This is a genomic window from Marivita sp. GX14005 (assembly GCF_023370775.1).
In the GTDB taxonomy this organism is placed as follows: domain Bacteria; phylum Pseudomonadota; class Alphaproteobacteria; order Rhodobacterales; family Rhodobacteraceae; genus Marivita.
Window position 1 is genome coordinate 171477 of record NZ_JAMCCQ010000001.1, and the last position, 26110, is coordinate 197586.

At 63.4% G+C, this 26110-nt stretch carries 25 protein-coding genes and 1 other RNA gene; 9 read left to right on the forward strand and 17 right to left on the reverse strand.

Annotated features, from left to right (window positions below):
• Positions 1-6: 6 nt before the first annotated feature.
• From pal to M3465_RS00935, 8 genes are all read right to left on the reverse strand, one after another.
• Positions 7-525 carry a peptidoglycan-associated lipoprotein Pal gene (gene pal, locus M3465_RS00900; RefSeq protein WP_249499821.1) on the reverse strand — a complete coding sequence of 173 codons (519 nt, stop codon included), beginning with the start codon at positions 523-525 and terminating at the stop codon, positions 7-9.
• Positions 526-630: 105 nt separating this feature from the next.
• On the reverse strand, positions 631-1953 hold the full coding sequence (gene tolB, locus M3465_RS00905; RefSeq protein WP_249499822.1) for a Tol-Pal system beta propeller repeat protein TolB: 1323 nt from the start codon (positions 1951-1953) through the stop codon (positions 631-633).
• Positions 1950-3032: a cell envelope integrity protein TolA gene (tolA, locus tag M3465_RS00910; protein WP_249499823.1), complete on the reverse strand. Its 1083-nt coding sequence runs from the start codon at positions 3030-3032 to the stop codon at positions 1950-1952. The genes tolB and tolA overlap by 4 nt, the downstream gene beginning before the upstream one ends.
• Positions 3033-3082: 50 nt before the next feature.
• On the reverse strand, positions 3083-3550 hold the full coding sequence (tolR, locus tag M3465_RS00915; protein ID WP_249499824.1) for a protein TolR: 468 nt from the start codon (positions 3548-3550) through the stop codon (positions 3083-3085).
• Positions 3551-3553: 3 nt separating this feature from the next.
• Positions 3554-4249 carry a protein TolQ gene (gene tolQ / locus M3465_RS00920; protein ID WP_249499825.1) on the reverse strand — a complete coding sequence of 232 codons (696 nt, stop codon included), beginning with the start codon at positions 4247-4249 and terminating at the stop codon, positions 3554-3556.
• Between the two features lie 119 nt (positions 4250-4368).
• A complete protein-coding gene (gene ybgC, locus M3465_RS00925; RefSeq protein ID WP_249499826.1) occupies positions 4369-4758 on the reverse strand; it encodes a tol-pal system-associated acyl-CoA thioesterase in 390 nt (129 codons plus the stop codon).
• Between the two features lie 3 nt (positions 4759-4761).
• A complete protein-coding gene (locus M3465_RS00930) occupies positions 4762-5397 on the reverse strand; it encodes a hypothetical protein (RefSeq protein ID WP_249499827.1) in 636 nt (211 codons plus the stop codon).
• A gap of 103 nt (positions 5398-5500) precedes the next feature.
• The gene (locus M3465_RS00935) at positions 5501-7381 is read right to left on the reverse strand and encodes an acyl-CoA synthetase (protein ID WP_249499828.1); all 1881 of its coding nucleotides are present in this window, start codon (positions 7379-7381) and stop codon (positions 5501-5503) included.
• 291 nt (positions 7382-7672) lie between these two features.
• Here M3465_RS00935 and M3465_RS00940 point away from each other — a divergent pair, with 291 nt between their 5' ends.
• The 4 genes from M3465_RS00940 (at position 7673) to M3465_RS00955 (ending at position 12028) form a co-directional block, all read left to right on the forward strand.
• Positions 7673-8725 (forward strand): ABC transporter ATP-binding protein, encoded by a 1053-nt coding sequence (locus M3465_RS00940; RefSeq protein WP_249500833.1) that lies wholly within the window; start codon positions 7673-7675, stop codon positions 8723-8725.
• A 78-nt stretch (positions 8726-8803) separates the two neighbouring features.
• Positions 8804-10045, forward strand: a complete 1242-nt coding sequence (locus tag M3465_RS00945; RefSeq protein WP_249499829.1) for an ABC transporter substrate-binding protein — start codon at positions 8804-8806, stop codon at positions 10043-10045.
• A 66-nt stretch (positions 10046-10111) separates the two neighbouring features.
• Positions 10112-11134 carry a carbohydrate ABC transporter permease gene (locus M3465_RS00950; protein WP_249499830.1) on the forward strand — a complete coding sequence of 341 codons (1023 nt, stop codon included), beginning with the start codon at positions 10112-10114 and terminating at the stop codon, positions 11132-11134.
• 12 nt (positions 11135-11146) lie between these two features.
• Positions 11147-12028: a carbohydrate ABC transporter permease gene (locus M3465_RS00955; RefSeq protein WP_249499831.1), complete on the forward strand. Its 882-nt coding sequence runs from the start codon at positions 11147-11149 to the stop codon at positions 12026-12028.
• A 43-nt stretch (positions 12029-12071) separates the two neighbouring features.
• Here the strand turns inward: M3465_RS00955 and M3465_RS00960 are convergent, their stop codons facing one another.
• Complete coding sequence (locus tag M3465_RS00960; protein WP_249499832.1) at positions 12072-13457, reverse strand: FAD-binding oxidoreductase; 1386 nt, start codon at positions 13455-13457, stop codon at positions 12072-12074.
• A gap of 124 nt (positions 13458-13581) precedes the next feature.
• Here M3465_RS00960 and rnpB point away from each other — a divergent pair.
• From rnpB to M3465_RS00980, 4 genes are all read left to right on the forward strand, one after another.
• Positions 13582-13984, forward strand: an RNA gene (gene rnpB, locus M3465_RS00965) — RNase P RNA component class A.
• 124 nt (positions 13985-14108) lie between these two features.
• Positions 14109-14276 (forward strand): 50S ribosomal protein L33, encoded by a 168-nt coding sequence (rpmG, locus tag M3465_RS00970; RefSeq protein WP_008885060.1) that lies wholly within the window; start codon positions 14109-14111, stop codon positions 14274-14276.
• 165 nt (positions 14277-14441) lie between these two features.
• Positions 14442-15836, forward strand: coding sequence for a magnesium transporter (gene mgtE / locus M3465_RS00975; protein WP_249499833.1), 1395 nt, complete (start codon positions 14442-14444; stop codon positions 15834-15836).
• Positions 15833-16402 (forward strand): 5-formyltetrahydrofolate cyclo-ligase, encoded by a 570-nt coding sequence (locus M3465_RS00980; RefSeq protein WP_249499834.1) that lies wholly within the window; start codon positions 15833-15835, stop codon positions 16400-16402. The genes mgtE and M3465_RS00980 overlap by 4 nt, the downstream gene beginning before the upstream one ends.
• A gap of 35 nt (positions 16403-16437) precedes the next feature.
• Here M3465_RS00980 and M3465_RS00985 read toward each other — a convergent pair whose 3' ends face one another.
• The 8 genes from M3465_RS00985 to M3465_RS01020 form a co-directional block, all read right to left on the reverse strand.
• Positions 16438-16812, reverse strand: a complete 375-nt coding sequence (locus M3465_RS00985) for a SpoIIAA family protein (RefSeq protein WP_249499835.1) — start codon at positions 16810-16812, stop codon at positions 16438-16440.
• Between the two features lie 55 nt (positions 16813-16867).
• A complete protein-coding gene (locus M3465_RS00990; RefSeq protein WP_249499836.1) occupies positions 16868-17833 on the reverse strand; it encodes a cupin domain-containing protein in 966 nt (321 codons plus the stop codon).
• Between the two features lie 19 nt (positions 17834-17852).
• A complete protein-coding gene (locus M3465_RS00995) occupies positions 17853-18815 on the reverse strand; it encodes a nuclear transport factor 2 family protein (protein WP_249499837.1) in 963 nt (320 codons plus the stop codon).
• Positions 18812-19825 carry a LacI family DNA-binding transcriptional regulator gene (locus M3465_RS01000; RefSeq protein ID WP_249499838.1) on the reverse strand — a complete coding sequence of 338 codons (1014 nt, stop codon included), beginning with the start codon at positions 19823-19825 and terminating at the stop codon, positions 18812-18814. The genes M3465_RS00995 and M3465_RS01000 overlap by 4 nt, the downstream gene beginning before the upstream one ends.
• A complete protein-coding gene (locus tag M3465_RS01005) occupies positions 19822-20580 on the reverse strand; it encodes an SDR family NAD(P)-dependent oxidoreductase (protein WP_249499839.1) in 759 nt (252 codons plus the stop codon). The genes M3465_RS01000 and M3465_RS01005 overlap by 4 nt, the downstream gene beginning before the upstream one ends.
• 99 nt (positions 20581-20679) lie before the next feature.
• Positions 20680-21690, reverse strand: a complete 1011-nt coding sequence (locus tag M3465_RS01010; protein WP_249499840.1) for an ester cyclase — start codon at positions 21688-21690, stop codon at positions 20680-20682.
• A gap of 68 nt (positions 21691-21758) precedes the next feature.
• Positions 21759-23084, reverse strand: a complete 1326-nt coding sequence (hisD, locus tag M3465_RS01015) for a histidinol dehydrogenase (protein WP_249499841.1) — start codon at positions 23082-23084, stop codon at positions 21759-21761.
• Positions 23085-23171: 87 nt separating this feature from the next.
• The gene (locus tag M3465_RS01020; RefSeq protein ID WP_249499842.1) at positions 23172-23912 is read right to left on the reverse strand and encodes an alpha/beta hydrolase; all 741 of its coding nucleotides are present in this window, start codon (positions 23910-23912) and stop codon (positions 23172-23174) included.
• Between the two features lie 160 nt (positions 23913-24072).
• Between M3465_RS01020 and thrS the strand changes: the two genes are divergently transcribed.
• A complete protein-coding gene (gene thrS, locus M3465_RS01025) occupies positions 24073-26052 on the forward strand; it encodes a threonine--tRNA ligase (protein WP_249499843.1) in 1980 nt (659 codons plus the stop codon).
• Positions 26053-26110 lie beyond the last annotated feature (58 nt).

The window sequence follows — 26110 nt, forward strand, 5'->3', positions numbered from 1 at the left end:
GCCCCGTCAGCTTGTCAAGCCGGAAGAGATGATCGTCACGGCGCGGCGGTTTTTGGCATAGCACGCCTCTTGCGAGCAAATCTCGATCGGGCGTTCCTTGCCATAGCTGACGAAACGCAGCCGGTTGGCCGAAACACCCTGCGCAACGAGATATTCCATCACCGCATTGGCCCGGCGTGCGCCGAGCGCGAGGTTATAGGCACGGGTGCCCTGCTCATCCGCGTGGCCTTCGATCACTGCGTTATAGTCGGTGTTGCGCAAGAGCCACTGCACCTGGCCGTCGAGCGTGGCACGCGCTTCGGGACTGAGCGTGGATTGATCGATGGCGAAGAGCACGCGGTCACCGACCGTTTGCTGGAAATAGGCCGGCGAGCTGGGATCATTCGCGCTGCCCGGCACGATCCCGCCGGCCGATCCGGTCGCTGCGTTCAGATCGACTGCGTCATTGTCGAACCGGTTGGCATTGGTGCACGCCGAAACGGCCAGAACGGCCATCAGCATCGTGAATTTCGCGGAAAATCGCATTTGAGTATCCTGCCCTGTTCTGATGTTACCGTTTGCCTAGCACAGCGCGGCCGGTGCGCAAATATCTTGCGGCACAGGCGCGCGTTTCGCAAGACGCTGCGCGGATCATTGCAGAGGCCCCCAACTGGGATCGGAGGCGCCTTCGGGCGTGCGCACGCGGGTCAGCTTGCGGCCCGAAATATCGACCGTGTAGAGCGAGGACGCGCCCTGTGCGCCTTGCGTCTCGCGCGCGAACATGATGACGCGGCCATTGGGTGCCCAGGTCGGCCCCTCGTCGAGAAAGGACGCGGTCAACAGACGCTCTTCGGAGCCGTCCGTGCGCATCACACCGATGAAGAACCGGCCAGCGTTCTGCTTGGTGAAGGCGATCATGTCGCCGCGCGGCGACCATACAGGCGCGGAGTAACGCCCTTCGCCGAAACTGATCCGGCGCGCCTCGCCGCCGCTGGCGGGCATGACGTAAAGCTGCTGCGTGCCGGAGCGATCGCTCTCGAAGACGATCTGGCTGCCATCGGGCGAATAGCTGGGCGCGGTTTCGATCGACGGCGCGGAGGTCAGCTGCCGGGTGGTTCCGCTGGCGATGTCCATCGCCCAGATATCGGTGTTCGACCCCTGCGTCAGCGAGTAGACCACAGTCTGACCATCCGGCGCGAAACGGGGGGCAAAGCTCATCACGCCGTCCTGACCCTGCAGGATACGGCTTTGCACCGTGCCGACCTCGAGCACATGCACGCGGGGCATGCCGGTCTCATAGCTGGTATAAAGCACGCGCTGCCCGTCATCGGAAAAGCGTGGGGCCAGCACCAGAGAATTGCTTCCGGTGAGAAACTGCACATTCGCGCCGTCGTAATCCATCACCGCGAGGCGCTTGACGCGGTTGTCCTTCGGCCCGCTTTCGGAAACGAACACCACGCGGCTGTCGAAATAGCCCGACTCCCCGGTGATCCGGCTGTAGACCTGATCGGCGACCTTGTGCGCCATGCGCCGCCACCCTTCGGTCGTGCCCGCGAATTGCATGCCCTGCCCCAGCTCGGTTCCGGCGAACACGTCCCAGACGCGGAACTTGACGGTGACCTGCCCGCCCGACACGCTGACCGCGCCGGTGATGAGCGCCTGCGCGTTGATCGCCTTCCAGTCGGCAAACTGGATCGGGCTTCCGAAACTGGTGACCTGGCTGATATGCGCCTCGCGCGGGACCTCGCGGAACAAACCCGTGCCGCTCAGATCGTCGGCGATGACCCGCGAGATTTGTTGCCCGAGTTGCTGCGCTTCGGCCGTTTCGGCCACGAAATCCGGCACCGCATAAGGCATCGGCTCGACAACGCCCTCGGTGATCTCGATCCTGAGCGGGCCGCTCTGTGCCAGCGCGATACCCGGCGCGGCGCAGAACAGAAGCAGCGCGGCCAGTGCAGCGACAATCTGTTTCATCGGATCCTCATGTTTTCGGGGTTGAAAGTCATCTCGACACTCTTCCAGTGGTCATACTTGTCTTTCGGCAGGTCATAGCCGTTGCCCTGGCACCGCAGTATAGCGCGGCGGGCCGACTGGAAGGCGGCCTCGGCCGCAGCGCCGCTCCCGCCTTCCGAGGCCAGCATCTTCAACGCCCCCGTCACGCGCCCGGATCGATCCAGATCGAACCCGACGGTTACCGTCACATTCGCCGCCTGCGAGCCAACATCCACCTGCCAGCATTCCTGAACGGCGATACGAAAGCCGTTCGTCTCACCGTCGGTCAAGGGGGGTCCTTCGGGCGCGCCATTCGCCGCACCGCCAAGCGCCTCTTCCAGAGCGCCTGCGATGGCCGACGCGGTATCGCTGCTTTGCACCGGCGGGCGCTCCGGCGCGGGTGCCGGCTCGGACGCGGGCGAAGCCTCCTGCTCGGCCACTTCGCTTGGCGCGGGCCTAATCGGCCGGGTGCGGGGGCGCACCGATGCGGCCGGCGCGCGCGCCGGCTCTTCGGCTTCGGTCACGATCTCGGTCGCGGCGGCTTCGGGGGCCGTCGCCTCCTGCTCCTCGTCCGCCGTGCTGTCCGGCGTCTCCGACCGCTCGACCGTTTCCTGAACCTCGGGCGCGATCTCGGCTTCCGGCTCGGGTTCGGGCACCGCCTGCGGCGCGACCCGCGGCGCCGGGCGGGGCGTCGGACGCGCCGCGATCTCCGGCGCCTCGACCTGCGGCACGGGCTCCGGTGCGGGCGGCTGCGGAGGCGTTTCGGCCACTTCGGGCTCGGCAACCGGCGCAATCGGCTCCGGCGTCGCATCGGGCTCCGATGCCGCCGGCTCTTCCGGCTCGGGCGGCGTTTGCGGCTGGCTCTCTTCGGCGGGCGCCTCGGGGGCAGCCTCTTCCGGCTCCGGCTCAGGCAAGACCTCGGGCTCGGCGCCCAGCACCGGCGCGGCGCGCGGCTGCGTCAGCGCGGCAAACTCGGCCTCCGACAGGATCGACACATCAGCCACCTGCATTTCGGGCGGCGCGCTGTCGAACACACCGCCAAGCAGCAGCCAAAGGATCAAGGCCCCATGCGCCCCGCCCGAGATATAATGGCCCGTATGCACCCCTTGCCTCAGCCATCCGACCCGTCAAGCGCCGGGCCGCCGGTATCCGTGACCAGACCGATCGAGTTGAACCCGCCCGCATTGAGCGCACCCATGACCTGCGCCACCCGCTCATAAGTCACACCGCCATCGGCGCGCAGGAAAACCCGGTCATCCGCACGTTCGGCAGCGATCGCCCGCAGGCGCGGCACCAGATCGGCCTGCGCCACTTCGGTGTTCTGGATCGCAACCGCACCATCGGCGCTGATCGTCACCGTCAGCGGCTCCTCGGTCTCCGACGGCAAGGCCGACGCGGCGGTTTTCGGCAGCTCCACCGGAACTCCAACCGTCAGTAGCGGCGCGGCCACCATGAAGATGATCAGCAGCACCATCATCACGTCGACGAAGGGCGTGACGTTGATCTCCGCCATCGGCATCGTCCGGCTCTTGCGCCGCCTGCGCCCGCCGCCGCCGGATTTGATGACCCCGCCCGCCATCGCTCAGCTGTCCAACTGGCGGCTTAGGATGGTCGAGAATTCATCGGCGAAGGATTCGTATCCCGCCAGAATTCGGTCGCTGTCGGCGGATAGCTTGTTGTAGAACACCACCGCCGGGATTGCAGCAAGCAGGCCGAGCGCGGTCGCCAGAAGCGCCTCGGCGATGCCGGGCGCGACCACCACGAGCGACGTGTTCTGCTGCTGCGCGATCTCGACGAAAGCGTGCATGATGCCCCAGACCGTGCCGAAGAGCCCGACGAACGGCGCGACCGATCCGACTGTCGCCAGAACCGCAAGGTTCTTCTGCAAATCCTCGCCTTCCTTCTGGATTGCGACATCCATCGACCGGTCGATCCGTGCATGCGCGCCCGCGATCAGCCCGCCATCATCGCGATGAGAGCGCCGCCATTCCGTCATCCCCGCAGCAAAGACCTTCTTCGCCCGGCCGCCCGGTTCCGGCCCGATCTGGTCGAAAAGCTCGTCCAGCGGCTCGCCCGACCAGAACGCGCGGTCGAACGCCGCCGCCTCGGACCGCGCGCGGCGGTAGGAAATGAGTTTCTCGATGATGATCGCCCAAGCCCAGAAGGATGCCAGCAAAAGCAGCACCATCACGAGCTTGACCGTCAACGTGGCGCGCGCGAAAAGTCCCCACATGGAGAAATCGATCTCCTGCGCCAGCGCAAGTGTTTCTGCTTCCATCTGCCTGCTCTTTAGCCGGTTGGCCCCGATTGACCGGGTTCTGATTACCGATCTTCATAACGCAATCCCGGCGGCAACGCCAACACAATGCCGTCAGAGCCGCGTCGAACGCGGCGCTTTCAGTGAACCTGCTGGCGGATCTTCGCCGGAAGCCGCGCGGGTGCGCCGCCCTCCGCCACGCAAACGACCGTGACACGCGCGCGGAAGATCGGCGCGCCATCCCGGCAGACATCCTGCGCCAGAACCAGCCGGGCGCCCGTCACCGCCGCCACAGATGTCCGCACCACAAGCTCATCGTCGAATTTCGCCGGCGCCAGATATTCGGCCTCCAGCTTGCGCACGACGAACACCGTGCCGTCCTGCTCGCGCATCGCGTTCTGATCGATCCCGAGCGCGCGCACCCAGTCGGACCGCGCCCGCTCGATATAGCGCAGGTAATTAGCGTAATAGACGATGCCGCCCATATCGGTGTCTTCATAATAGACGCGGATCGAAAAGCTGTGAGACATGCGCTAGGCCTCCCCGCCCATCGCGGCTCGCGCGGCAAGACGCAGCGCATGGCTCGGATCGTCCGCCTGCGCCGGCATCACCGGATCGTAAGCGGCCCGGATCACTTCGGCGATCTCAGGGCGCAGCACGACACGCCCGTCCTCCAACTGCCCCAGCGGCGACCGGTGCGCGAAGGCGGTGTCCGACCATAGCACGATGCTCTGCACCACCTGCCCCAGCGCCAGCGTTTCCGCTGGCATATCCGAAAGCGCCTCGTCCATGCGCAGGAAAATGAAACAGGCTTTGATCGCGCCGTGCTCGTCGAAGCGGAACACCCGGTATTGATTGGCCCCCGCCGCCGACAATCGCGCGACCATCGTCTCCAGACCGTCGATCAAACGGTCCAGATCAGGAACGGCAAGCAGCTCGTCCCATTCCCGAAAGAAGAAGACCATGGCGTTGCTGCCAAGCTCCGGATCGGTCTCGCTCATCGAATGACCGGCCACCGTGCAAACCGCTTCGAACGCGCCCTTGACAATCGAAAGCGTCGCATCCTCGACGCCGAACACGATGGGTGCGATGGGCCGCCCCCAACGAGCAAAGAAATACTGCCCGTCAGATCTCGTGAACAACCGCTCTGCCTCGTCCGCATCCAGCATATCGCGCCGACCTCTTACCTTCTTCTCGTTTCAAATACTCGAAAGCGCGCGCCCGAGGCGCGCGCCGGTCGGATCGGCAACGCCGATCCGATCCCCCAAAGCGCTAGGCCGCGACATCCCAGGCATAGGTGAAGTTCCCCAGAACCTGCCCGACCTTGTCCTTGTCCGCGCCATTCAGATCGACCTGCGCAACCAATCCGCGCGTCTTGTCATCGATCACGGACACGACACGCGCCGGCAGGTTTTCGGCCTCGAGCGCGCCGTTGTAGATACGCGTGATCGCCCGTTTGCGCAGATCGGGCTTGAAGACCTTTCCCACCGCGGTTTTCGGCAGTTCATCCAGGATCTCGATATGTTTCGGGATCGCCGCGCGCTCATGCACATGCACCTTGCAATGTTCCATGAGCTCCGCCTCGCTCACCTCCGCGCCGTCGACGGTTTCGACATAGGCGCAGGGTAATTCACCCGAATGCGCATCGGGCTGGCCGATCGCGCCGGCGAAGGCGATCGCGGGATGGCCGAGCAGCGCTTCTTCTATCTCGGCAGGATCGATATTGTGCCCGCCCCGGATGATCAGATCCTTCGCCCGCCCGGTGATCCAGAGATAGCCATCCTCGTCGATCCGGCCCAGATCGCCGGTCCGCAGATAGATGCCCTCGTGAAACAGATCGTGGTTCTTGTCCTTTTCAGTATAGGTCGATCCGGCGAAGACACCGGGGCTCGAGATGCAGATCTCCCCGATCTCGTTGACGGCACATTCCTCGCGGGTGCCGTTCTTCATCGACAGGATTTTCACATGGGTATAGGGGAAGGGGATACCGACCGATCCCACCTTCTTGACCCCTTCGGGCGGATTGCAGGACACAAGGCAGGTCGCCTCCGTCAACCCATACCCTTCGACAACGCGCACGCCGCAGGCTTTCTCGAACCTGTTGAACAGCTCCAGCGGCAACGGTGCGGAGCCTGAGAACGCTGTCTTGATGGTGGACAGATCGGCATCGACCGGACGCTGCATCAGTGCCGACATGGCGGTCGGCACGGTGATAATGAAAGTGGTCTTCCAGCGCTCGCACAGCTTCCAGAAATTGTCGAACACCCCCTCCCCGCGATAGCCCTGCGGCGTCGGGAAGACAGTATGCGCCCCCGACACGACCGAGGCCATCAGAACCACATGGCAGGCAAAGACATGGAAAAGCGGCAGCGGGCACATCAGGCTGTCTTTCTCGGTAAAGAGCAGCTCGTGCCCGATCCAGCCGTTATAGATCATCCCCTCATATGTATGCTGCGCGACCTTGGGCATCCCCGTGGTCCCGCCCGTGTGGAAATAGGCCGCCACCCGGTTTCCGTCGCTGTCGGAAAAATCGAGCGTCGTGTTCTGGCGTGCGAGTTCGGCGTTGAAATCGAGTATGTCCGCATGCGGCTGTCCCGCCCCCTTTGGCCGCAGGAACGGCACGATCCAGGATTTCGGCGGCGTGAGATACCGGTTGAGATCAACCTCCAAAACGGTATGCACCTTCGGCGCATGACGGCAGGCTTCCGCAACCTTCTGCGCTACATCCGATTTCGGGAACGGCTTGAGCGTCACCACGACCTTGGCGCCCGTTTCGCGCAGGATCGCCGCGATCTGTTCGGGCTCCAGAAGCGGGTTGATCGGGTTGACGATGCCGGCCACGGCCCCGCCGAGAAGCGACAGGATCGTCTCGGTCGCATTGGGTAGCACATAGGCCACCACATCCGTTTCGTTGATCTTCAGCTTTCGAAACAGGTTCGCCGCCTGTGTCGTCTTTGCCAGCAAATCCGACCAGGACAGCGTTTCGGCCTTGTCCTTCGGCCCCGAGAAAAGCTGATAGCTTACCGCCGGACGATCCGGGAAAGCCGCCGCCGTCTTGCTCAGCTGCGCATAGAGCGTCTTCGGCAGCTCGCGCTCGCTCCAAGGCATTTCGTTTTCGATGGCATCGCGATCCGCAAAGCTCGCAAAGGTCATGTCCGTCCCCTCCCTGTTCGCCCGCTCATGGGCTCTGTCGTTACCCCTCGCCCGGCAGCTTAGACGAAATATCACGCCCGCGTCATAGCCCGACGCAAGGGCAGGACGCTATGACGCTACGTTCCCGGCGGGCAAATCTCCAGAGCGCTGCCGGAAATCCAGCCGAAAAGAAACATGCGCAGGTGGCGCATATTTTTTGCACACGTTTGCAATGAACGCTTGCCAAACGCGGGAGGCTATGGCTTGCTGATCAAGAATGGCCGCATCGGCGGCATGTCAGCGGGGAAATCGATGGCCGAAATCCAGCTCCGTGGGGTGAACAAACGATGGGGATCGTTTGTCGGGGTCGATAATTTCGACCTGACGATTGCCGACAAGGAATTCCTGGTTCTACTTGGGCCATCGGGCTGCGGCAAGACGACGACCATGCGCATGATCGCCGGCCTCGAAGATGTCTCCGAAGGTGAGATCACGATCGATGGACGTGTCATCAACGATCTCGATCCCAAGGACCGGGACGTCGCGATGGTGTTCCAGTCCTACGCGCTCTATCCGAACATGAATGTCTATGAAAACATCCGCTTTCCGCTGCGCGTGCGCGGCGTGGACGGTGCGACGCATGACGAAAAGGTCCGCCGCGCCAGCGCGATGGTGGAACTCGACGAATTCCTGCACCGCAAGCCGGCCGAGCTTTCCGGCGGCCAGCGCCAGCGTGTTGCGCTCGCGCGCGCCATCGTGCGCGAGCCGAACGTGTTTCTGATGGACGAGCCGCTGTCCAATCTCGATGCGAAACTGCGCGTCAGCACGCGGGCGCAGATCAAGAATCTCAGCCATGAGCTTGCCGTGACGACGATCTACGTCACCCATGATCAGATCGAGGCGATGACGCTCGCGGACCGTGTCGTCGTCATGGAAAAAGGGGTCGTCCAGCAGGTCGGCAGCCCGACAGAAATCTATGACCGGCCGGCGAACGCCTTTGTCGCCAGCTTCATCGGCAACCCGGCGATGAACCTGATCGATGGCGATCTTCGCGGCGGCACGTTCGAGACCGTACGCACCTCGATACCCGGACTTTCCGGCCAGGACGGCAAGGTCACGCTCGGCTTCCGTGCCGAGGATGCGGCGCTGGCCGAGGATGGGCGCGGCCAGATCACCGCGCCGATCTACACGCTCGAACTGCTTGGCGATGCGACGATGATCGCCGTGCGGATCGGGCCGTCACTGGTCGCGGTCAAGGCAGACAAGTCGTTCCGCGCAGAAATCGGCGATCCGGTATCGATCCGGGTGCCGCCCGAGATATGCCACCTCTTCGATACCGCAACGGGGCAGCGGATCGGAGGGTGATACGGAAGGTCCGGGCCGGGCCGGAAAACGAAGATGCGCGCGCTCAAGGCGCATCCGACAATGACAGGGAGACTGAACATGCACCTCAAGACAATCCTGATGGCCGGATCGATTCTGGTTTCAGCCAGCGCGACCGCGACCCTCGCCGCCGATTGCGGCATCGAGGGCGGCCGGCTCAGCATCATCGGCAATGAATTTCCGGCGATCCAGACCGTCGCTGCGGCTGCGCGCGCCTGCGATGGGCTGGACGAGGCGAAAGCGAACCTGACCGCCGATCACCAGAAGATCAACCTCGCCGGGATGCAGGGCAATCCGGCGGAATACACCTCCGCCATCGTCGCCAATTCCTCGATCGTGGCGCTGATCAACGAGGACGTCATCCGCCCGCTCGGCGATCTGATCGCGGCACATGGGCAGGATATTCCGCAAAGTCAGCTCATCACCGTCAATGGCGAGGTGATGGCGGTGGCCTTCATGGCGAACGCGCAGACACTCGCCTATCGGCAGGACATTCTCGACCAGATCGGTGTCGATGTGCCCAAGACCTATGAAGACATGCTGGAGGCCGCGAAGATGATCCGCGAGCAGGGGATCATGGAAAACCCGCTTGGCGGGCCATACGCCGCCGGATGGAACCTCGCGCAGGAATTCACCAACATGTATATCGGCCATGGCGGTCAGTTCTACGAACCCGGCACGGCGCAGATCTCGATCAACAACGAACAGGGCGTCGCCACGCTGGAGATGATGAAGGCGCTGTCGGAATACATGAACCCCGATTACCTGACCCATGACAGCAACGGAACACAGGCCGAATGGGAGGCGGGGAACGTGGCTCTCATGCATATGTGGGGCAGCCGGATGCAGATCCTGATGGACGATGAAGGCTCCGAGCCGCAGGTCTACGAGAACACGCGCGTCGGTCCGCCGCTGACCGTTGCCGGCGGCGATACGCCCGCCTCGACCCTGTGGTGGGACGGCTGGACCGTCGCGAAGAACATCAGCGATCAGGATGCGGAGGCAACCTTCAAGGCGATGGCTCACGCAACGAGCCCCCAGCTTCTGAACGAGGAGAACATGGACCAGGCTGTCTGGATGATCGAAGGATATCGATCCGCCCCTGTCAGCGAAGGCGTGGCCGCCGCGATTCAGATGGGAACGCAACCCTATCCGATGCTGCCGCACCACGGGCTTCTGCACACGGCGCTCGGCGACAATATCGCCGATTTCATGCAGGGCAAGGAAAGCGCCGAGCAGGCTCTTTCGGACATCGAGGCCGCCTATATGACCGCAGCGCGCGAAAAGGGCTTCGTCAACTGATATCGCCCGCGGCGAAGGCGGTCTTCCGCCTTCGCCTCCGCATCTGGAACCATCCGGGGTCATTTCATGAAACACGGCGCTTTTTTCTGGTTCGTGCTGCCGTCGGCCACCGCGATGGTGCTTTTCATCTTTTTCCCGATCGTGTCGGTGCTGATGCAATCGGTTTTCACCGAACACGACCAAATCATCATCGAGGTGGAGAATTGCGGTCCCTTCGGCTGCACCACGGCGACCGCCATCGACCAGGAAGCGACGGCCGCGTTGCGTGCCGAGCAGCCGCTGGGCCAGTTCGCGGGTTTGGAGATCTACACTGATCGCAACCACCTCGCCACGACCGAAGTGAGCCGCATCTGGACGCAGAGCGACAGCATCGGCCAGTTCATCGACCGGCTGATGAACCTGCCCTTCTACAAGGCCATCGGTTTTACACTGACCTTCACATTCGTCGTCACGCCGCTGACCATAATCGCCGGTTTCATCATTGCCGTTGCCGTCAACAGCGCGGCGCAGGCCATTCGCGGGCCGCTGATCTTCTTCTCGCTCCTGCCGATGATGGTGACGCCGCTGATCGGCGCGCTGATCCTCTTCTGGATGATCGACGCGCGCGGCATCATCGGATCGGTGCTGCAATGGATAGCAGGCGATCCGACGCTGTCGGTCAAGGCCGATACGGGGCTCATGTGGATCATGCTGATGGTCTACGGCGTCTGGCACGCCGCGCCCTTCGCCTTCATCGTCTATTACGCCGGGTTGCAGACCGTGAACAAGGACACGCTGGAGGCCGCGCGGATCGACGGCGCGTCGCGCTGGCAACAGATCCGGCACGTCGTCATCCCGCATCTGCTGCCGCTGACCACCTTCATCGCGCTCATGCAGCTGATGGACAATTTCCGCGTGTTCGAACCCATCGTCAGCTTCAATGCAAGCGCCCATGCGACCTCGCTCAGTTGGGCGATCTACAACGATCTGGGCGGCGAAACGCAGCAATTGACCTCTGCCGCGGCGACCTCGGTGCTGACGATCCTCGGCGTGGCGATCCTGCTCTCGCCGGTCCTGGTGCGCACCTGGCGCGAATACGGCAAGGCCTGAGGAGAGCGCGAGATGTCGAGCAAAGCCCAGAAACGCCCAGCCGTGCTGAACATCCTTCTGATCGCGGTGCTGATCGTCTGGATGCTGGCCGCGGCCTTTCCCTTCCTCTGGACGCTCTGGGGATCGTTCAAGGTCGAGGGCGATTTTTTCTCGCTCGCCAACTGGTCCAACGTGCTGACCGGCCGCATGACAGAGATCGAAACCGGAGGCAGCTTTACCGGCCAGGGCTATTACGGCGCGTGGATCGAGGAAGAATTCTGGCGCGCGGCGTGGAATTCGACGCTGGTTTGCATCTTCGTCGTCACCATATCGCTGACCTTCGGCACGCTCGGCGGCTACGCCCTGGCGCGTTCGACCTATCGCTATGCGTTCTGGTTCCTGCTGATCGCGCTGATCTTTCGCGCCATGCCGCCGATCACGCTGGTCTCGGGCTATCTGCCGGTGTTTTTCGAATGGAATGTCTGGGGCTATTTGCCGACCGCGATCATCGTTCTCGTGGCGATCAACCAGCCCTTCACGCTCTGGATGCTACACTCCTTCTTCAAGAACATCCCGCAGGACCTGGACGAAAGCGCGATGGTCGATGGCTGCACGCGATTTCAGGCGTTCCGGCACGTCATCATTCCGGTCATGTGGCCGGGCGTCATCACCACCGGGCTTTTCAGTTTCCTGCTGGCTTACAACGATTTCGCTGTCACGGCGATGATCCTCGACAAGCAGAACCAGACGATGGTGCCGAAGATCGCGTCTTTCCTCGGCACGACGCAGACCAAGGGCAACGTGATGTTCGCGGTTGCCGCCGTGGTCTCGACCACCGCGCCGCTCTTCCTTCTCGTCATGTTCTTCCAGCGACAGATCGTTTCGGGCCTGACGGCAGGCGCCGTGAAAGGCTAGCCTTCCCGGCAAGGGAAAGCCCCGGACGCCTCAACGCACCCGATCACTCCAGCGTGACCAGCTTGCCCGGATTCATGATGTTCCCCGGATCGACGGCGCGTTTCAGCGTTGCCATAAGGTCGTAGGCCGGCCCGTGCTCCTTCGGCAGGTACTTACGCTTGCCCAGCCCGATGCCATGCTCTCCGCTGACCGTGCCGCCGAAGCTGAGCGCGAGATCGTTCACCGCCGCCGCCAGTTCTGCCGCCCGCGCCGCGTCCTCCGGGTCGTTCGGATCGATCAGGATCAGCAAGTGAAAATTGCCGTCCCCCACATGCCCGACCAGCGGCGCGATCATGCCCGATTGCGCGATCAGGTCCTTGGTGCGCCCGATACAATCGGCCAGCGCCGAGATCGGCACGCAGCAATCAGTCACTACCCCTTCGCAGCCCTTGCGCAACGCCTTGCCCGCATAATAGGCGTTATGCCGCGCCTGCCAGAGCCGGTTGCGATCCTCGGTGCGCGTGGCCCATTGAAAATCCTGACCTCCCAAATCCTTCGCAATCTCTTCGAAGGCCGCGACCTGTTCGGCCACGCCCGCCTCGGTGCCGTGAAATTCGAGGAAGAGATGCGGCACCTCCGGCAGGCCCAGATCACAGTTGTAGACATTCATCCCCTGCATCTGCACCTCGTCCAGCAATTCGATCCGCGCCATCGGCAAGCCCATCTGGATCGCAAGGATCACCGTATCGACCGCCGATGCGATGCCGGGAAAGGCGCAGGTCGCCGCCGCGATATGCTCCGGCTGCCCATGCAGCTTGACCGTCAGCTTGGTGATGATCCCAAGCGTGCCTTCGGATCCCACGAAAAGCCGCGTCAGGTCGTAGCCCGTTGACGATTTGCGCGCGCGGCTGCCCGTTTCTATGATCTGCCCGTCCGGCAGAACCACCTCCAGCGCCAGCACATTGTCGGCCATCGTGCCATAGCGCACCGTGTTGGTGCCCGACGCCCGCGTTGCCGCCATGCCGCCCAGCGTGGCGTCGGCACCCGGATCGACGGTGAACATCAACCCGGTAGCGCGCAGCGCGTCATTGAGCTGCGTGCGCGTCACGCCCGGCTCGACCACCGCATCGAGATCGCTTTCGTGGATCTCGATCACCTTGTTCATTCCGCTCGTATCGACCGTGATGCCGCCATGCACCGGCACCACATGCCCTTCCAGCGAAGAACCGATCCCGTAGGGAATGACCGGGCAGCCATTCTGCGAACAGATCGCGAGAATGCGCGATACCTCTTCGGTGCTGTTCGGAAAAACAACGGCATCGGGCCGCACCGGCGCAGTGTGCGCCTCGTCATGGCTGTGCTGGTCGAGAATGGAGTCCCCGGTCGAGACGCGCTCCCCGAGAAAATCGCGCAGGGCGGAAATTGCTGCCGGGATGTTCGCATGTGCCATAAACGAGCCTCCAGAGATCGCGTGCCGTCTCGCCATATCACTGCACCCCGGATATCGGAAGGTCCGAACCTGCCTGCTACCTCGGGATTGACGCCCGCCCCGGCGCAGCATAGGTCGATGCAGCGCGGAGGGCCGGACGGCCGCCCTTGCCTGCCCGGTCATGCCGGAGCGGGCTCGGGAGGAAAGTCCGGACTCCCTGAAGCAACGGTGCCGGGTAACGCCCGGGCGGGGCAACCCGACGGAAAGCGCCACAGAAAAGAGACTACCCAGCCGGCTCGGCGCAGCCGATGCGACTGGGAAAAGGTGAAACGGTGGGGTAAGAGCCCACCGGGGGGCTGGTGACAGTCCTCGCATGGCAAGCCCCACCGGGAGCAATGCCGAATAGGGAGATCGCGCCGCTTGCGGCAGGGCCGCTTCAGCCCGGATCTCCGGGTTGGCAGCACGAGGCCGTTGGCAACAGCGGTCCCAGATGAATGGTCGTCCCTTCGCGAGAAGGACAGAATCCGGCTTACAGGCCCTCCGCGCGCGATTATTGCCCGATTCCCTGCGAAAGCCGCATCAGAAGGGTTGACTCGGACGTCTCCGCTTGTAGAAGGCAGCCTTCAAGAATGGAATTTACGGGCAGTCCTTGCCCGGTGCAGGAGACGACCCATGGCGAAGCCGACCACAATCAAGATCCGCCTGAACTCGTCTGCGGGAACGGGTCATTTCTATGTGACCAAGAAGAACGCGCGGACGATGACCGAAAAGATGACCGTGCGCAAATACGACCCGGTCGCGCGCAAGCATGTCGAATACAAGGAAGGCAAGATCAAGTAAGCCTTCCCGTTCGGGGACAGTGAAGACAAGGCCGCGCTGGGATCGTCCCGCGCGGCCTTTCTTTTATAGCGGCGGCGCAAAGCAGTGCTTCGGAAACATCTTTGCGCCTTGTCGTTTCACCGCATATTTGCGTAATGGTGGCGGCAGAGGATCGGAGGCGCCCGGATGAGCGAAGACCAGACCACCGAGGCCGCCGAGGCCGAAGAGAGCGACGGCGCCTATTCGCTGGATCGCCGCGCGGTCGCTCGGATATTGCAGGCGGTGGATCTGGAAGATCGAGCGCTGCTCATCGAGTTGATGGAGCCGCTCCACCCGGCCGATATTGCTGACCTTCTCGAACAGATCGACGCTTGGGAGCGGATGCGTCTGATCAGGCTCTACGACAAGGAGTTCGACGGAGACATCCTGTCTGAGCTCGACGAATCAATCCGCGAGGAAGTGGTCGGGCTGCTCGCGCCCGAGGTGCTCGCCGATGCGGTGCGCGAGCTGGAAAGCGACGATGTCGTCGATCTGATCGAGGATCTGGACCAGCCCCAGCAGGACGCCATTCTCGAGGTTCTTGAGGACAGCGACCGCGTGGCAGTGCAGAAATCGCTGACTTACCCGGAATTTTCCGCAGGCCGCCTGATGCAGCGCGAAGTGGTCATGGCGCCCGAACATTGGAACGTCGGCGAGGCGATCGATTTTCTGCGCAACAGCGACGAATTGCCGGATCAGTTCTACCATATCACGCTGGTCGATCCGCGCTTGCGCCCGGTTGGCAACGTCACCCTTGGCAAACTGATGGGCTCGCGGCGCGAGGTGCTGCTGAAATCGATCGTCGAGGACACGTTTCACATCATCCCCGTGCTGCAGGACGAGGCCGACGTGGCCTATGCGTTCAACCAGTATCACCTCATCTCCGCCCCGGTCGTGGACGAGAACGACCGGCTTGTCGGCGTTGTGACCATCGACGATGCGATGGCGGTGCTCGACGAGGAGAACGAGGAGGACATCCTGCGCCTCGCCGGTGTGGACAGCGAAAGCTCGGTCTCCGACCGCGTTCGCGAAACGACGAAGCGGCGCTTTCCCTGGCTTTTCGTGAACCTCGTGACGGCGATCCTCGCCAGCCTCGTGATCTCGCAATTCGAAAGCGCCATCGCGACCATCGTGGCGCTCGCGGTCCTGATGCCGATCGTGGCCTCCATGGGCGGCAACGCGGGAACGCAATCGCTGACTGTCGCGGTGCGCGCGCTGGCGACCAAGGATTTGACCGGGTCGAATGTCTGGCGGGTGATCCGGCGCGAAATCCTGGTCGGGCTGATAAACGGTCTGGCCTTCGCGGTCATCATGGGCGGCGTCGGCTATGCGTGGTTCGGATCGGCGGCGCTGGGCGGGGTGATCGCCGCGGCGATGGTGATCAACCTTGTTGTTGCAGGCCTCGCAGGCACGGCAATCCCGATCCTGCTGGAAAAGCTGAAGATCGATCCGGCGCTGGCCTCCGGTGCCTTCGTGACCACGGTGACGGACGTGGTCGGGTTCTTCGCCTTTCTCGGCCTCGCGGTGATCGTGTTGTTGTGAGCCCGGCAGCGCGCAAGACGGAACTGCGCCGGGAGGCGCTGGCGCGGCGCAGGGCGGCGCATGAGGCTGCCGGTCCCGGTTCCGCAGGGGTTCTGAGCAGCGTTCTGGCCGGCTATCGCGGCGTTCCGCTGGCAGGCTACATGCCGCTGCGCAACGAGATCGATCCCCTCCCCGCCATGGCCGAGGCGGCGGCGCACGGGCCGGTGGGGGTGCCGGTCATCCGCGCGCCGCATCAGCCGCTGGTGTTCTCTCGCTGGCAACCGGACAGCGACATGGTCGAAGGTGCCTTCCGCGCGCGCGTCCCGCGCCGGGAATTCCTGATGCAGCCGGAAATCCTGATCGTGCCGCTGGTGGCGTTTTCCCGCGAAGGCGGGCGGCTCGGCTATGGCGGTGGGTTCTACGACCGGACGCTGGAGATGCTGCGCAAGGCGTGTCCGGTCCTCGCCATCGGCTTTGCCTATGGCGCGCAGGAAATGGACGACTTGCCACTGGAGCCGACCGATCAGCCGCTCGACATGATCGTTACGGAGCGTGAGACCATCGACACGGGCGCCCGTTTGCGTTGACGCAAACGGCTCGATGCGTCGACGCATCGAGGCGCTTATGCCATACCCGTTTTAAGCCATGCCTCCGCGGCGCTGCCCTGATTTAGCGCAAACGCCTTGATCTCGATCCCGGGGAAGAACGCGCCTTCGACCTCCGCGGCTGTGCGCACCCAAGCCGCATCGCTGAGCACCGCGCAACGGTCGAACCGTCCGAGCAAACCGAAAAGCTTGGGCAGGCGGGTCATCTGCACGCTCAACGCGCCGAGATCGGGGAATTCGACGCTGATGACGCGATAGAGCATCACGCCGCGGTTGATGTCCCGCGATAGCGTGATCAACTCATCGAGCCCTTTCGCCATCGCCTCGGCATCGAGCTTGCCCGCAAGCTCCACATCGAGCCGGTTGGGCTCCGGTTTCGTGATCGTGAGCATGGACTGTCCTCCTTGCCGTCAGCCTATCACCGAACGCCGCCCCATGCGAGCAAGCCTATCCCTTCCAAGTGGGACCGGCCGGATCATCCGTCGATCTGACGCGATACATCGCGGCTTCGCCGGTCATCGCCGGGGCAAGACCATGCGGCAGGCCGGGCGGAATGGCGGCGGTATCGCCCGGGTTGAGCGCCGTGCTGCCACCCTCCCATGTCAGGCGCCAATGGCCGCGCAGGGGCATCAGCACTTCGTGCCCCTGGACGGTGTAAGGCTCGGCCGGGATCGACTCTCGCGTGATGAAATCGACATCGAAGCCCGGCCGGTCCCTGAGCTTGCCCTCGGGGCCGATCACCTGCGCCGGTGCCTTGCCCGCCAACGCCACCAGATCCCAGTAGCGCGCGACATAGTGCGGCACCACGTCTTGCGCGGTCGGTTCGGGAAATGCCGTCAACTCTTCCTCGCTCAGCAGCGGCATCGGGGCCACGCCCTCGGGCAGCGCCTCGCCCTTCTTGCTATCGTAAAGCTTGCCGTTCTCGCCCAGGATCAGACCGTGATCCTGCGCGTCCTCGATCACCTGCGGTGCCCAGATCACGCCGCCGCCGGCGTCATCGCCGCCGAGGATCGCCATGATCATTCCGTAATCGGTGCCGATATTCTCGAACCCTCGGAAAATGCCGGTCGGGATGTTGAAGATGTCTCCCTCTTCGAGAACCACCTCGCCCGCATCGCCCCAGCGGCCCCAGAAGAACCGCCATCGCCCCTTGAGGACAAAGAACACTTCGGCGGTTCGGTGACTGTGCAGCGAATTGCGGCACTTGGGCGGCTGGCCGGCCGCACCGATATTGAAACCGGGTGTATCGGCAATGTGCACATGCTGATCGGCGGATTCGGACACGCCGCCGCCGATGATCGTGAAATTCTCTTTCTGATTGCTGCCCGGCGTATGCGCATCGATAAAGGCGGTGCGGCAGGGTTGCAGATCGCCGTAGCGGACGATGCGGGTTTCCATCTCTTGCGGTGTCATTCGGCGTTTCCTTTTCGGCTCAGCCCTTTTGGGCCAGAATTTGCATCAAGATCGCGGTTTCATCGTAAAGCGTCCATTCGCGGCGCAACCCGCGCGGGCCGAACTCGGCATGACTGATGCCCATGACATGCACCTGCGCACCGGAGGGCGCACCGAAGCAGCCCCAGCCATCATGCCGACCGGTCAGCGACCAGCGGATCGCGGCGCGCGGCGGCATGTTCGGCTCTTCCATGCCGATCTGATGATGAATTTCGAACGTCGCCGAAGGAAAGGACGCGCGCAGACCGAGCCAGAACGCATCCACCTCGGCCCAGCCATGCACCGTGCGCCCCCCGGGATAATCGGCCTGAATGGCGCGGTCATATTGATCGGGAATGGTGGAAAACTCGGCCTGCATCATCCGGTTCAACAGGTCGGCAAAGGCCGCGCCCCATTGGTTGTCATTGCCCTGCCCGGTATATGGCCCCTGAACGTCGATTTCCGGCCGGAACGGCTGCGTTTCGGGATCAAGCGAAGCCATTCGCTCACGCACCCAATCCTCGATATCGAAGCCCAATTGCCGGACGATCGCCGCATTGTCACGGATCAGCCATTCATCGCTGATCATGTTGGCCTTCGCATAGCAATCGGCGATCGCGCGATAAGTCACCTTTCGCCCGGTGGCTGGACCGAACATGCCGCTGCGCGTATGGGTCGCGGTGGACAGAATGCGATGCGAGGACAGCATCCCCACCTCGGGCCGCCCCGACCAGATCACATCCTCTCCCAGGAGCACCCGATCGGGAAACTCCACCAGCGTCGACATGGTGGCGGCGGTAGAGGCCGGCTCTCCGAAAGAGATACCGCCGGGCATCCGCACGATCACATCGGGATGGTAATAGGCCTTCATCCGCGCCCCGAGACCGCGATTTTCCCAGATCTCCTCGGTTATGCCGAGGATATACCCCGGGAAATCCGCGAAACGGTCGTCAAATCCCTTCATGTCAGTCCTTCCGGTCGTCTCGCCGAGCCGCGCAGGATCAGCGGCCCATCGATTTCCTCGATTCCCGCTTGCGCGGACATGTCTTCCATCTGGCGCAAAAGCGCGGCTACCGCGGCACTTACCATGCGCCCCACGGGCTGGCGCACGGTGGTCAACTCATATCCCGCCCAAGCCGCCATCGGAACGTCGTCATAGCCGATAACCGACACATCTTCCGGCACCGACAGACCGCGCGTGAAGCGCAAATGATCCATCACCGCGAAGGCCATATGATCGTTACCGACGAACAGTGCATCGACATCGTTTTCAATCAGGCGATCCGCCGCCCGAATGGCCGCGCCGTGATCGTAGCGCCCTTCCTCGATCCCGGCCAACTCCCAACCTGCTGCGCGCAAAGCCTCGATGAAGCCTTGCGTCCGGTCGCGCCCCGTCGAGGATCCTTGCCATCCGCTTATATGCCCGATCCTGCGATGCCCCGCTGCGATCAGGAACTCCGCCACCTTGGCCCCGCCGGCCCGATTGGCGGACGTGACCTGCGCCAACGCGCTGCCGCTCTGACCACGGTTGAACAGCACGACGGGAATGCCCGCCGCCGCGCAGCGTGCCGCGAGCGCATCGCTGAGCCCGACGCTGGCCAGCACCAGCCCGTCGACCTGATGGTCGAGCATCTGCTGAACGATCCGGTCACATTCCCGCTCCGGCGCGCTTTCGGGGAGCGTAAACAGCATTGTGTGATAGCCCTCGCTTTGGAAAGCGCGGCTGAACCGCTCCAACGCGTCGGGATAGAACGGATTGTCCAGATAGGCCACGACCATCCCCACGATCCGGCTGCGCCCGGTAATGAGCGATCGGGCAAGCACATTGGGTCGGTAGCCCAGCGCCTCGGCCGCCTCGCGCACCTTTCGCACGGTCTCGCCACTGGCGGAGGCACCGGAGAATACCCGGCTGACCGCCGATTGGCTGACCCCGGCGCGCGCGGCGACGTCAAAGGCCGTGACGCGCGCGCTCATTCGGCTGTCCAGCCGCCATCGACCAGAAGCGACGTCCCGGTCACCATCGCGCTGGCCTCCGAGGCGAGGAACAGGCAGGGGCCCATGATATCCTCGACCTTGCCGACACGCGGCAGCTTGATCTTGCTTTCGATCCAGGCACGTTTTTGCGGATCGTCGAAGGTGGCGCGGGTCAAATCGGTCAGGATAAAGGTCGGGCAAATCGTGTTCACACGGATATTCTGCGGCCCCCATTCGATGGCCATGGCTTTCGTCATACCCTCGACCGCGTGTTTCGTCGCGCAATAGACGGCCCTGTCCGGCCCGCCGACATGACCCATCTGGCTGCTGATCTGGATGATCGAGCCACCACGCTCCTGCATGTGCCGCGCAGCGCATTGCGCGAGGAAATACGCGGCCCGGATGTTGACGGCGCAAACGGCGTCGAAGTCGCGGGGCTCGGTCTCCAAAGCTGGCCCGTGACGCGCCAGCCCGGCGGAATTGACCAGCACATCTAGCGGCCCGATCTCTTCCAGCAGGTCTCGCACCCGGTCGGGATCCGTCACATCCAGCACCGCGCCCGATGCGGTCCATCCGGCGGCCACCAAGTCACCCGTGGCCTTGTCGAGCGCCTCGCGTCCGCGGGCGGCAAGAATGACTTCCGCCCCCGCCTCTGCCAGGGCGACCGCGCAGCCGAGCCCGATCCCGCGCGAGGCTCCAGCCACCAGCGCACGCTTCCCATCGAGACGGAAGGACGGTGTATTCGGCAATGTCACGCGGCGCGCCTTTCCTGTTTTGCATACCTGTGCAAAGCTACGCTAGACCCGAGAGATCCCCCTGTCCAGTCCCATCCGGAGCCGACGGACGACCCCGCCTCAAGCCCTTCCACGGCTCCAGGCGAGCTCCTTCATCCGGGCGAAGACATCGATACCGATCTGGTCATAGAGATCGAGCAGGTCAACAAGCACCCAGTTTTCCCGGATCAGACCATTCTCGATACGCCAGAAGTCGAGCGAACGCAGAGTGACGAGATGGCCCAGCGCCGGCAGTCCCAGCCAGCCGCCGCCGCTCAGCGTCTGGCACATATTGGGCCACCCCGTCACACCGACATAGGCGCCTTCGGCAATGAAATGATGCCGCGTGCGCGTCGCGTGCTGCCCGCGGTCCGGCATGGCGGCGAGGAACGGGATTTGATGAAAGCGGCGGAACTCCTCGACCCCGCGCGCCGTGCCGATCCCTGCCGGACCGTACCACATGAAGCGCGGATGCCAGAAACGCTCCATCTCCATCACTTCCGGCCCGCCCTGCAAAGGATGCCGTCCCATTGCCGCGAGCATGGCCACCACATGCGCGCAGGAGCCCTCAGACATCCCCGCATCATGCGGGCCCAGCCCGTCCTGCGTCATCGGCGACGGCGCGTGATGAAAGCGGCCGAGCTGCGGCACCATGGGCCAGACGCCCGCCTGCATCATCATCTCGGGAATGTCCCAAAGCGCCTGCATCTCGACGCAAACGCCGTTTTCAACCCTGTAGAACTCGTGAAACCGCATCGAAGCCGTGCCATGCGATGGCGGTATCCCGAGCCAGTGTGCCGACCAATGCCCCAGATATTGCCCGCACGATCCGACCCATAGCGCCCCGTCCCCGTCAAGCCCGGCGATCCGAATGGTTTCCTGCCGCTCCAGGCCGGACAGCGCGGCCTTCAACGGATCATAGGCCGCCAGCCAAAACGCCCCGATCCCGCGCGCCGCTTCGAAAGGATACCCCAATCGCAATATGGCATCTGGCGCGAAAACTCCTTCCGGTAATTCGGCCACATTGGACATATCGCTCAACGCCTCGAACCAGGGCGCCATGACCGCCCGCGTTTCCGCCGCCGCCCGCATGTCGCGTCCCCTTTCTTCTTGCTGAAAATATCCTGGGGGTGCGGGGGCAAAGCCCCCGCGATCATCCGCTACCCAGCGGCATCCCGGTGCGGCGCAGCTTCACCATAGGGCACATTCACCCCGCCATAGCGCCGCACCCGGATATTGCATTGCTCCGCATGACCGACAAAACCCTCTAGCATGCAAAGCCGCGAGCCATAGGCGCCGATCATCGCGGCGGCCTCGTCGGTGGTGATCCTCTGGTAGGAATGGGTCTTCAGGAACTTGCCCACCCAGAGCCCGCCGGTATAGCGCCCGGCCTTCTTGGTCGGCAACGTGTGGTTGGTGCCGATCACCTTGTCACCATTGCTGACATTGGTGCGCGGTCCGAGGAACAGCGCGCCGTAGCTGGTCATGTTCTCCAGATACCAGTCGTCGCGATCCGTCATCACCTGCACATGCTCGGAGGCGATGTCATTCGCCACCGCGAGCATCTCGTCATGATCCTTGCACAGGATCACTTCGCCGTAATCCTTCCAAGACACCGATGCCGTCTCGGCGGTGGGCAGGATTTTCAAAATCCTGTCGACTTCCGCCATCGTTGCCTCGGCCAGCCGGCGCGAATTTGTCACCAGAACAGCCGGAGAATTGTAGCCATGCTCGGCCTGCCCCAGAAGATCGGTTGCGCAAAGCTCCGCGTCGACTGTTTCGTCGGCGATCACCATTGTCTCCGTCGGGCCGGCGAACAGATCGATCCCGACGCGGCCATAAAGCTGTCGCTTTGCCTCGGCGACAAAGGCGTTACCCGGCCCGACCAGCATATGTATAGGCTCGATGCTCTCGGTGCCGAGCGCCATCGCACCGACCGCCTGGATGCCCCCCAGCACATAAATCTCATGCGCGCCGCCCAGATGCATTGCCGCAATCACGGCGGGGTTGGGCTTGCCCTGCCAGGGCGGCGTGCAGGCGACGATGCGCGGCACGCCGGCAACGCTGGCCGTGGCAACGGACATATGCGCCGATGCAACCATCGGGAACTTGCCGCCGGGCACATAGCAGCCGACCGATTGCACCGGGATGTTCCTGTGGCCCAGAATGACGCCCGGCAGCGTCTCGACCTCGATATCCAGCATGGAATCGCGCTGCGCCTGTGCGAAATTGCGCACCTGTTCCTGTGCGAACCTGATATCGTCCAACTCGCGCGGCGTCAGCTCGGCCATCAGCGCGTCGATATCCTGCTGGCTCAGGCGGAAACTCTCCGGCGTGTAATCGTCGAACTTCGCGGCCAGATCGCGCACGGCGGCATCGCCGCGCGTCTCTATATCGGCGAGGGTCGCCTCGACGACCTCGCGGGTCTTCGCGTCGTCCTCGGCCCGCTCGGCCTCCGGCTTTCCCCGCTTGAGATACTCGGCCATCTCGCTCTCCCTGTTGTAGCCCGCTTCAGCATAGCGGGCCGCCCGGTGCTCTCAAGGGAAACTTGCACACGTTTGCAAAAACACGCCCTAGCCTGAAATATCCCTGATGGAGGCTTCGATAAGATCGAGGCAGGCATCATCGGAAAACCGGTGATCCGCACCCTTCACGAATGTCAGCCGCACGTCCGATCCATCGATATGGTCGAGCAAGCGCAACGCGGTCTCGCGGGTGACGGAGCCATCCTCGGTGCCTTGAAGCAGCCGGACCGGAAACGGCATCGGCAAAGGCGAGCGCAGGACAAGCCGGTCCCGGCCATCCTCGATCAGCCGCCGCGTGATGATGTAGGGCTCGTCATAATCCGATGGCAGCGCAAGTTGCCCTTCATTCATGATCCGCCCGCGTTGCGCGTCCGAGAAATGCGCCCAGAACCCGTCCTCGGTAAAATCCGGCGCGGCGGCGATACCGACAAAGCCGGCGATCCGGTCAAGCCGCTTGCTCAGCAGGCTGGCGATCCAGCCACCCATCGAAGAGCCGACGAGGATCACCGGCCCGCTTGTCGCTGCCGCGATCACCGCTTCGGCATCCGCCGCCCAGTCGCCGATGCACCCTTCCTCGAAGGCGCCGCCTGACGCGCCATGCCCGGAATAGTCGAACCGAAGGAAGGCGCGGCCCTGCCGTTTTGCCCATGCCTCCAGATGTATGGCCTTGGTGCCCTCCATGTCGGATTTGAATCCCGACAGGAACACCACGCACGGCCCCTGCCCTTCGGTTTTGACATAGGCGAGCCTGCGGCCGCCGGGCCCGTCCAGATGGTCGATTCCACTCATGTCTCATCTCCTTCCTGCCCCGCGCTATAGCCGTTATGCGCCGCGCGCCCAAGGGCGGGCAAGCTCTTGACACGCCGCGCCCCCGGGAGGAAAAGGCGCCCACACACATAACCCGCAACCGGGCGTTCCGTGGGCGCCAAACCGACGAGGAGTATCGGCCATGAGCCAGATTTCCCTGACATTCCCTGACGGCTCTGCGCGCGATTACGACAAGGGCGTGACCCCTGCCGCCGTCGCCGAGAGCATCTCCAAATCGCTGTCGAAAAAGGCCATATCGGCCAATGTGAACGGCGCGCATTACGATCTGCAATGGCCGATCAACGAAGACGCGAAAATCGCCATCAACACGATGGCCGATGACGAACCGGCGCTGGAACTGATCCGTCACGATCTTGCGCATATCATGGCCCGCGCGGTGCAGGAGCTTTGGCCCGACGTGAAAGTCACCATCGGCCCGGTGCGTGATAATGGCTGGTTTTACGATTTCGACCGCGAGGAGCCCTTCACCCCCGAGAATCTGGGCGCGATCGAGAAGCGGATGAAAGAGATCATCAACACCCGCGATGCCGTGCGCACCGAAGTCTGGTCCCGCGACAAGGCCCGCCAGCACTACACCGACACGAACGAGCCCTACAAGATCGAGCTTCTGGACCGGATTCCCGAGGGTGAGGACATCCGCATGTATTGGCATGGCGACTGGATGGATCTCTGCCGCGGCCCGCATCTGGCGCATACCGGGCAGGTGCCCGCCGATGCGTTCAAGCTGATGAACGTCTCCGCCGCCTATTTCCTTGGCGACAATTCGCGCCCGATGCTCCAGCGGATCTATGGCGTGGCGTTCAAGAACCGCGACGATCTGAAAAAATACCTGACCTTCCTCGAAGAAGCCGAAAAGCGCGACCACCGCCGTCTTGGCCGCGAGATGGACCTGTTCCACATGCAGGAGGAAGCCCCCGGTCAGGTGTTCTGGCATCCGAACGGCTGGACCATCTACACCGCGCTTCAGGACTACATGCGCCGCAAGCAACGCGCCGGTGGCTACCGCGAGATCAACACGCCACAGGTGGTGGACCGCAAACTGTGGGAGGCGTCGGGGCACTGGGAGAAATACCAGCACCACATGTTCATCGTCGAGGTGGACGAGAGCCGCGACGGCGAGACCGATGATGCCAGCGCGAAGAACAGCGATCACACCCGCATCAATGCGCTCAAGCCGATGAACTGCCCCTGCCATGTGCAGGTGTTCAACCAGGGTCTGAAATCCTATCGAGACCTGCCGCTGCGGCTGGCCGAATTCGGCTCCTGCGCCCGGTTCGAGCCGTCGGGCGCGCTGCACGGCATCATGCGCGTGCGCGGCTTCACGCAGGACGATGCGCATATCTTCTGCACCGAGGACCAGATTCAGGAGGAATGCGCCCGCTTCATCGACTTTCTGGCCAATGTCTACAAGGAACTCGGCTTCGACGATTTCGAGATCCGGTTTGCCACCCGCCCGGAAAAGCGGGTTGGCTCTGACGAAAGCTGGGATCACGTCGAAGGCGCGCTGGAAAACGCGATCAAGGCGGTCGGGCGCGACTATGTGCTGGAGCCGGGCGATGGCGCGTTCTACGGCCCGAAGCTCGATTTCTACCTCACCGATGCCATCGGCCGCGTCTGGCAATGCGGCACCTTCCAGGTCGATCCGAACCTGCCCGAACGGCTCGGCGCGAGCTATATAGGGCAGGATGGGGATCGTCACCGGCCCTATATGCTGCACCGCGCCTGTCTCGGCTCTTTCGAGCGGTTCATCGGCATCCTGATTGAGAATTGGGAAGGCAAACTGCCCTTTTGGCTCGCGCCGCGTCAGGTTGTGGTGGCGTCCATCGTCTCCGAGGCGGACGATTACGTTCACGAGGTCGTCGCCGCACTGCAGGCGCAGGGCGTTCGGGCCGAGGCCGATACGCGTAACGAGAAGATCAATTACAAGGTGCGCGAACACAGCGTCGCCAAGGTGCCGGTGATCCTGGCCATCGGCCATCGCGAGGTCGAGGACCGGACGGTGACGGTGCGCCGATTGGGCGACAAGCGCACCGGGGTGAAGGCGCTCGATGAGGTGGTCCAAAGCCTCGGCATCGACGCAACGCCGCCCGACCTGCGTTGATGAATTCGGGTCGCGCCGGTGGGGTGCGGCCCCCGCCCATTCGGGGGATTTGCAGCGC

Excerpts from the sequence above, each read along its gene's own strand:
- thrS (WP_249499843.1), top strand. The coding sequence starts at position 24,073 with ATGAGCCAGATTTCCCTGACATTCCCTGACGGCTCTGCGCGCGATTAC.
- pal (WP_249499821.1), bottom strand. The coding sequence starts at position 525 with ATGCGATTTTCCGCGAAATTCACGATGCTGATGGCCGTTCTGGCCGTT.
- rpmG (WP_008885060.1), top strand. The coding sequence starts at position 14,109 with ATGGCGAAGCCGACCACAATCAAGATCCGCCTGAACTCGTCTGCGGGA.
- M3465_RS00985 (WP_249499835.1), bottom strand. The coding sequence starts at position 16,812 with ATGCTCACGATCACGAAACCGGAGCCCAACCGGCTCGATGTGGAGCTT.
- ybgC (WP_249499826.1), bottom strand. The coding sequence starts at position 4,758 with ATGTCTCACAGCTTTTCGATCCGCGTCTATTATGAAGACACCGATATG.
- tolB (WP_249499822.1), bottom strand. The coding sequence starts at position 1,953 with ATGAAACAGATTGTCGCTGCACTGGCCGCGCTGCTTCTGTTCTGCGCC.
- tolQ (WP_249499825.1), bottom strand. The coding sequence starts at position 4,249 with ATGGAAGCAGAAACACTTGCGCTGGCGCAGGAGATCGATTTCTCCATG.
- M3465_RS00945 (WP_249499829.1), top strand. The coding sequence starts at position 8,804 with ATGCACCTCAAGACAATCCTGATGGCCGGATCGATTCTGGTTTCAGCC.
- M3465_RS00940 (WP_249500833.1), top strand. The coding sequence starts at position 7,673 with ATGGCCGAAATCCAGCTCCGTGGGGTGAACAAACGATGGGGATCGTTT.
- M3465_RS00955 (WP_249499831.1), top strand. The coding sequence starts at position 11,147 with ATGTCGAGCAAAGCCCAGAAACGCCCAGCCGTGCTGAACATCCTTCTG.
- M3465_RS00935 (WP_249499828.1), bottom strand. The coding sequence starts at position 7,381 with ATGACCTTTGCGAGCTTTGCGGATCGCGATGCCATCGAAAACGAAATG.
- M3465_RS01020 (WP_249499842.1), bottom strand. The coding sequence starts at position 23,912 with ATGAGTGGAATCGACCATCTGGACGGGCCCGGCGGCCGCAGGCTCGCC.
- mgtE (WP_249499833.1), top strand. The coding sequence starts at position 14,442 with ATGAGCGAAGACCAGACCACCGAGGCCGCCGAGGCCGAAGAGAGCGAC.
- M3465_RS00930 (WP_249499827.1), bottom strand. The coding sequence starts at position 5,397 with ATGCTGGATGCGGACGAGGCAGAGCGGTTGTTCACGAGATCTGACGGG.
- M3465_RS00990 (WP_249499836.1), bottom strand. The coding sequence starts at position 17,833 with ATGACACCGCAAGAGATGGAAACCCGCATCGTCCGCTACGGCGATCTG.
- tolR (WP_249499824.1), bottom strand. The coding sequence starts at position 3,550 with ATGGCGGGCGGGGTCATCAAATCCGGCGGCGGCGGGCGCAGGCGGCGC.
- M3465_RS00995 (WP_249499837.1), bottom strand. The coding sequence starts at position 18,815 with ATGAAGGGATTTGACGACCGTTTCGCGGATTTCCCGGGGTATATCCTC.
- hisD (WP_249499841.1), bottom strand. The coding sequence starts at position 23,084 with ATGGCCGAGTATCTCAAGCGGGGAAAGCCGGAGGCCGAGCGGGCCGAG.
- M3465_RS00950 (WP_249499830.1), top strand. The coding sequence starts at position 10,112 with ATGAAACACGGCGCTTTTTTCTGGTTCGTGCTGCCGTCGGCCACCGCG.
- M3465_RS00960 (WP_249499832.1), bottom strand. The coding sequence starts at position 13,457 with ATGGCACATGCGAACATCCCGGCAGCAATTTCCGCCCTGCGCGATTTT.
- M3465_RS01010 (WP_249499840.1), bottom strand. The coding sequence starts at position 21,690 with ATGCGGGCGGCGGCGGAAACGCGGGCGGTCATGGCGCCCTGGTTCGAG.
- M3465_RS01000 (WP_249499838.1), bottom strand. The coding sequence starts at position 19,825 with ATGAGCGCGCGCGTCACGGCCTTTGACGTCGCCGCGCGCGCCGGGGTC.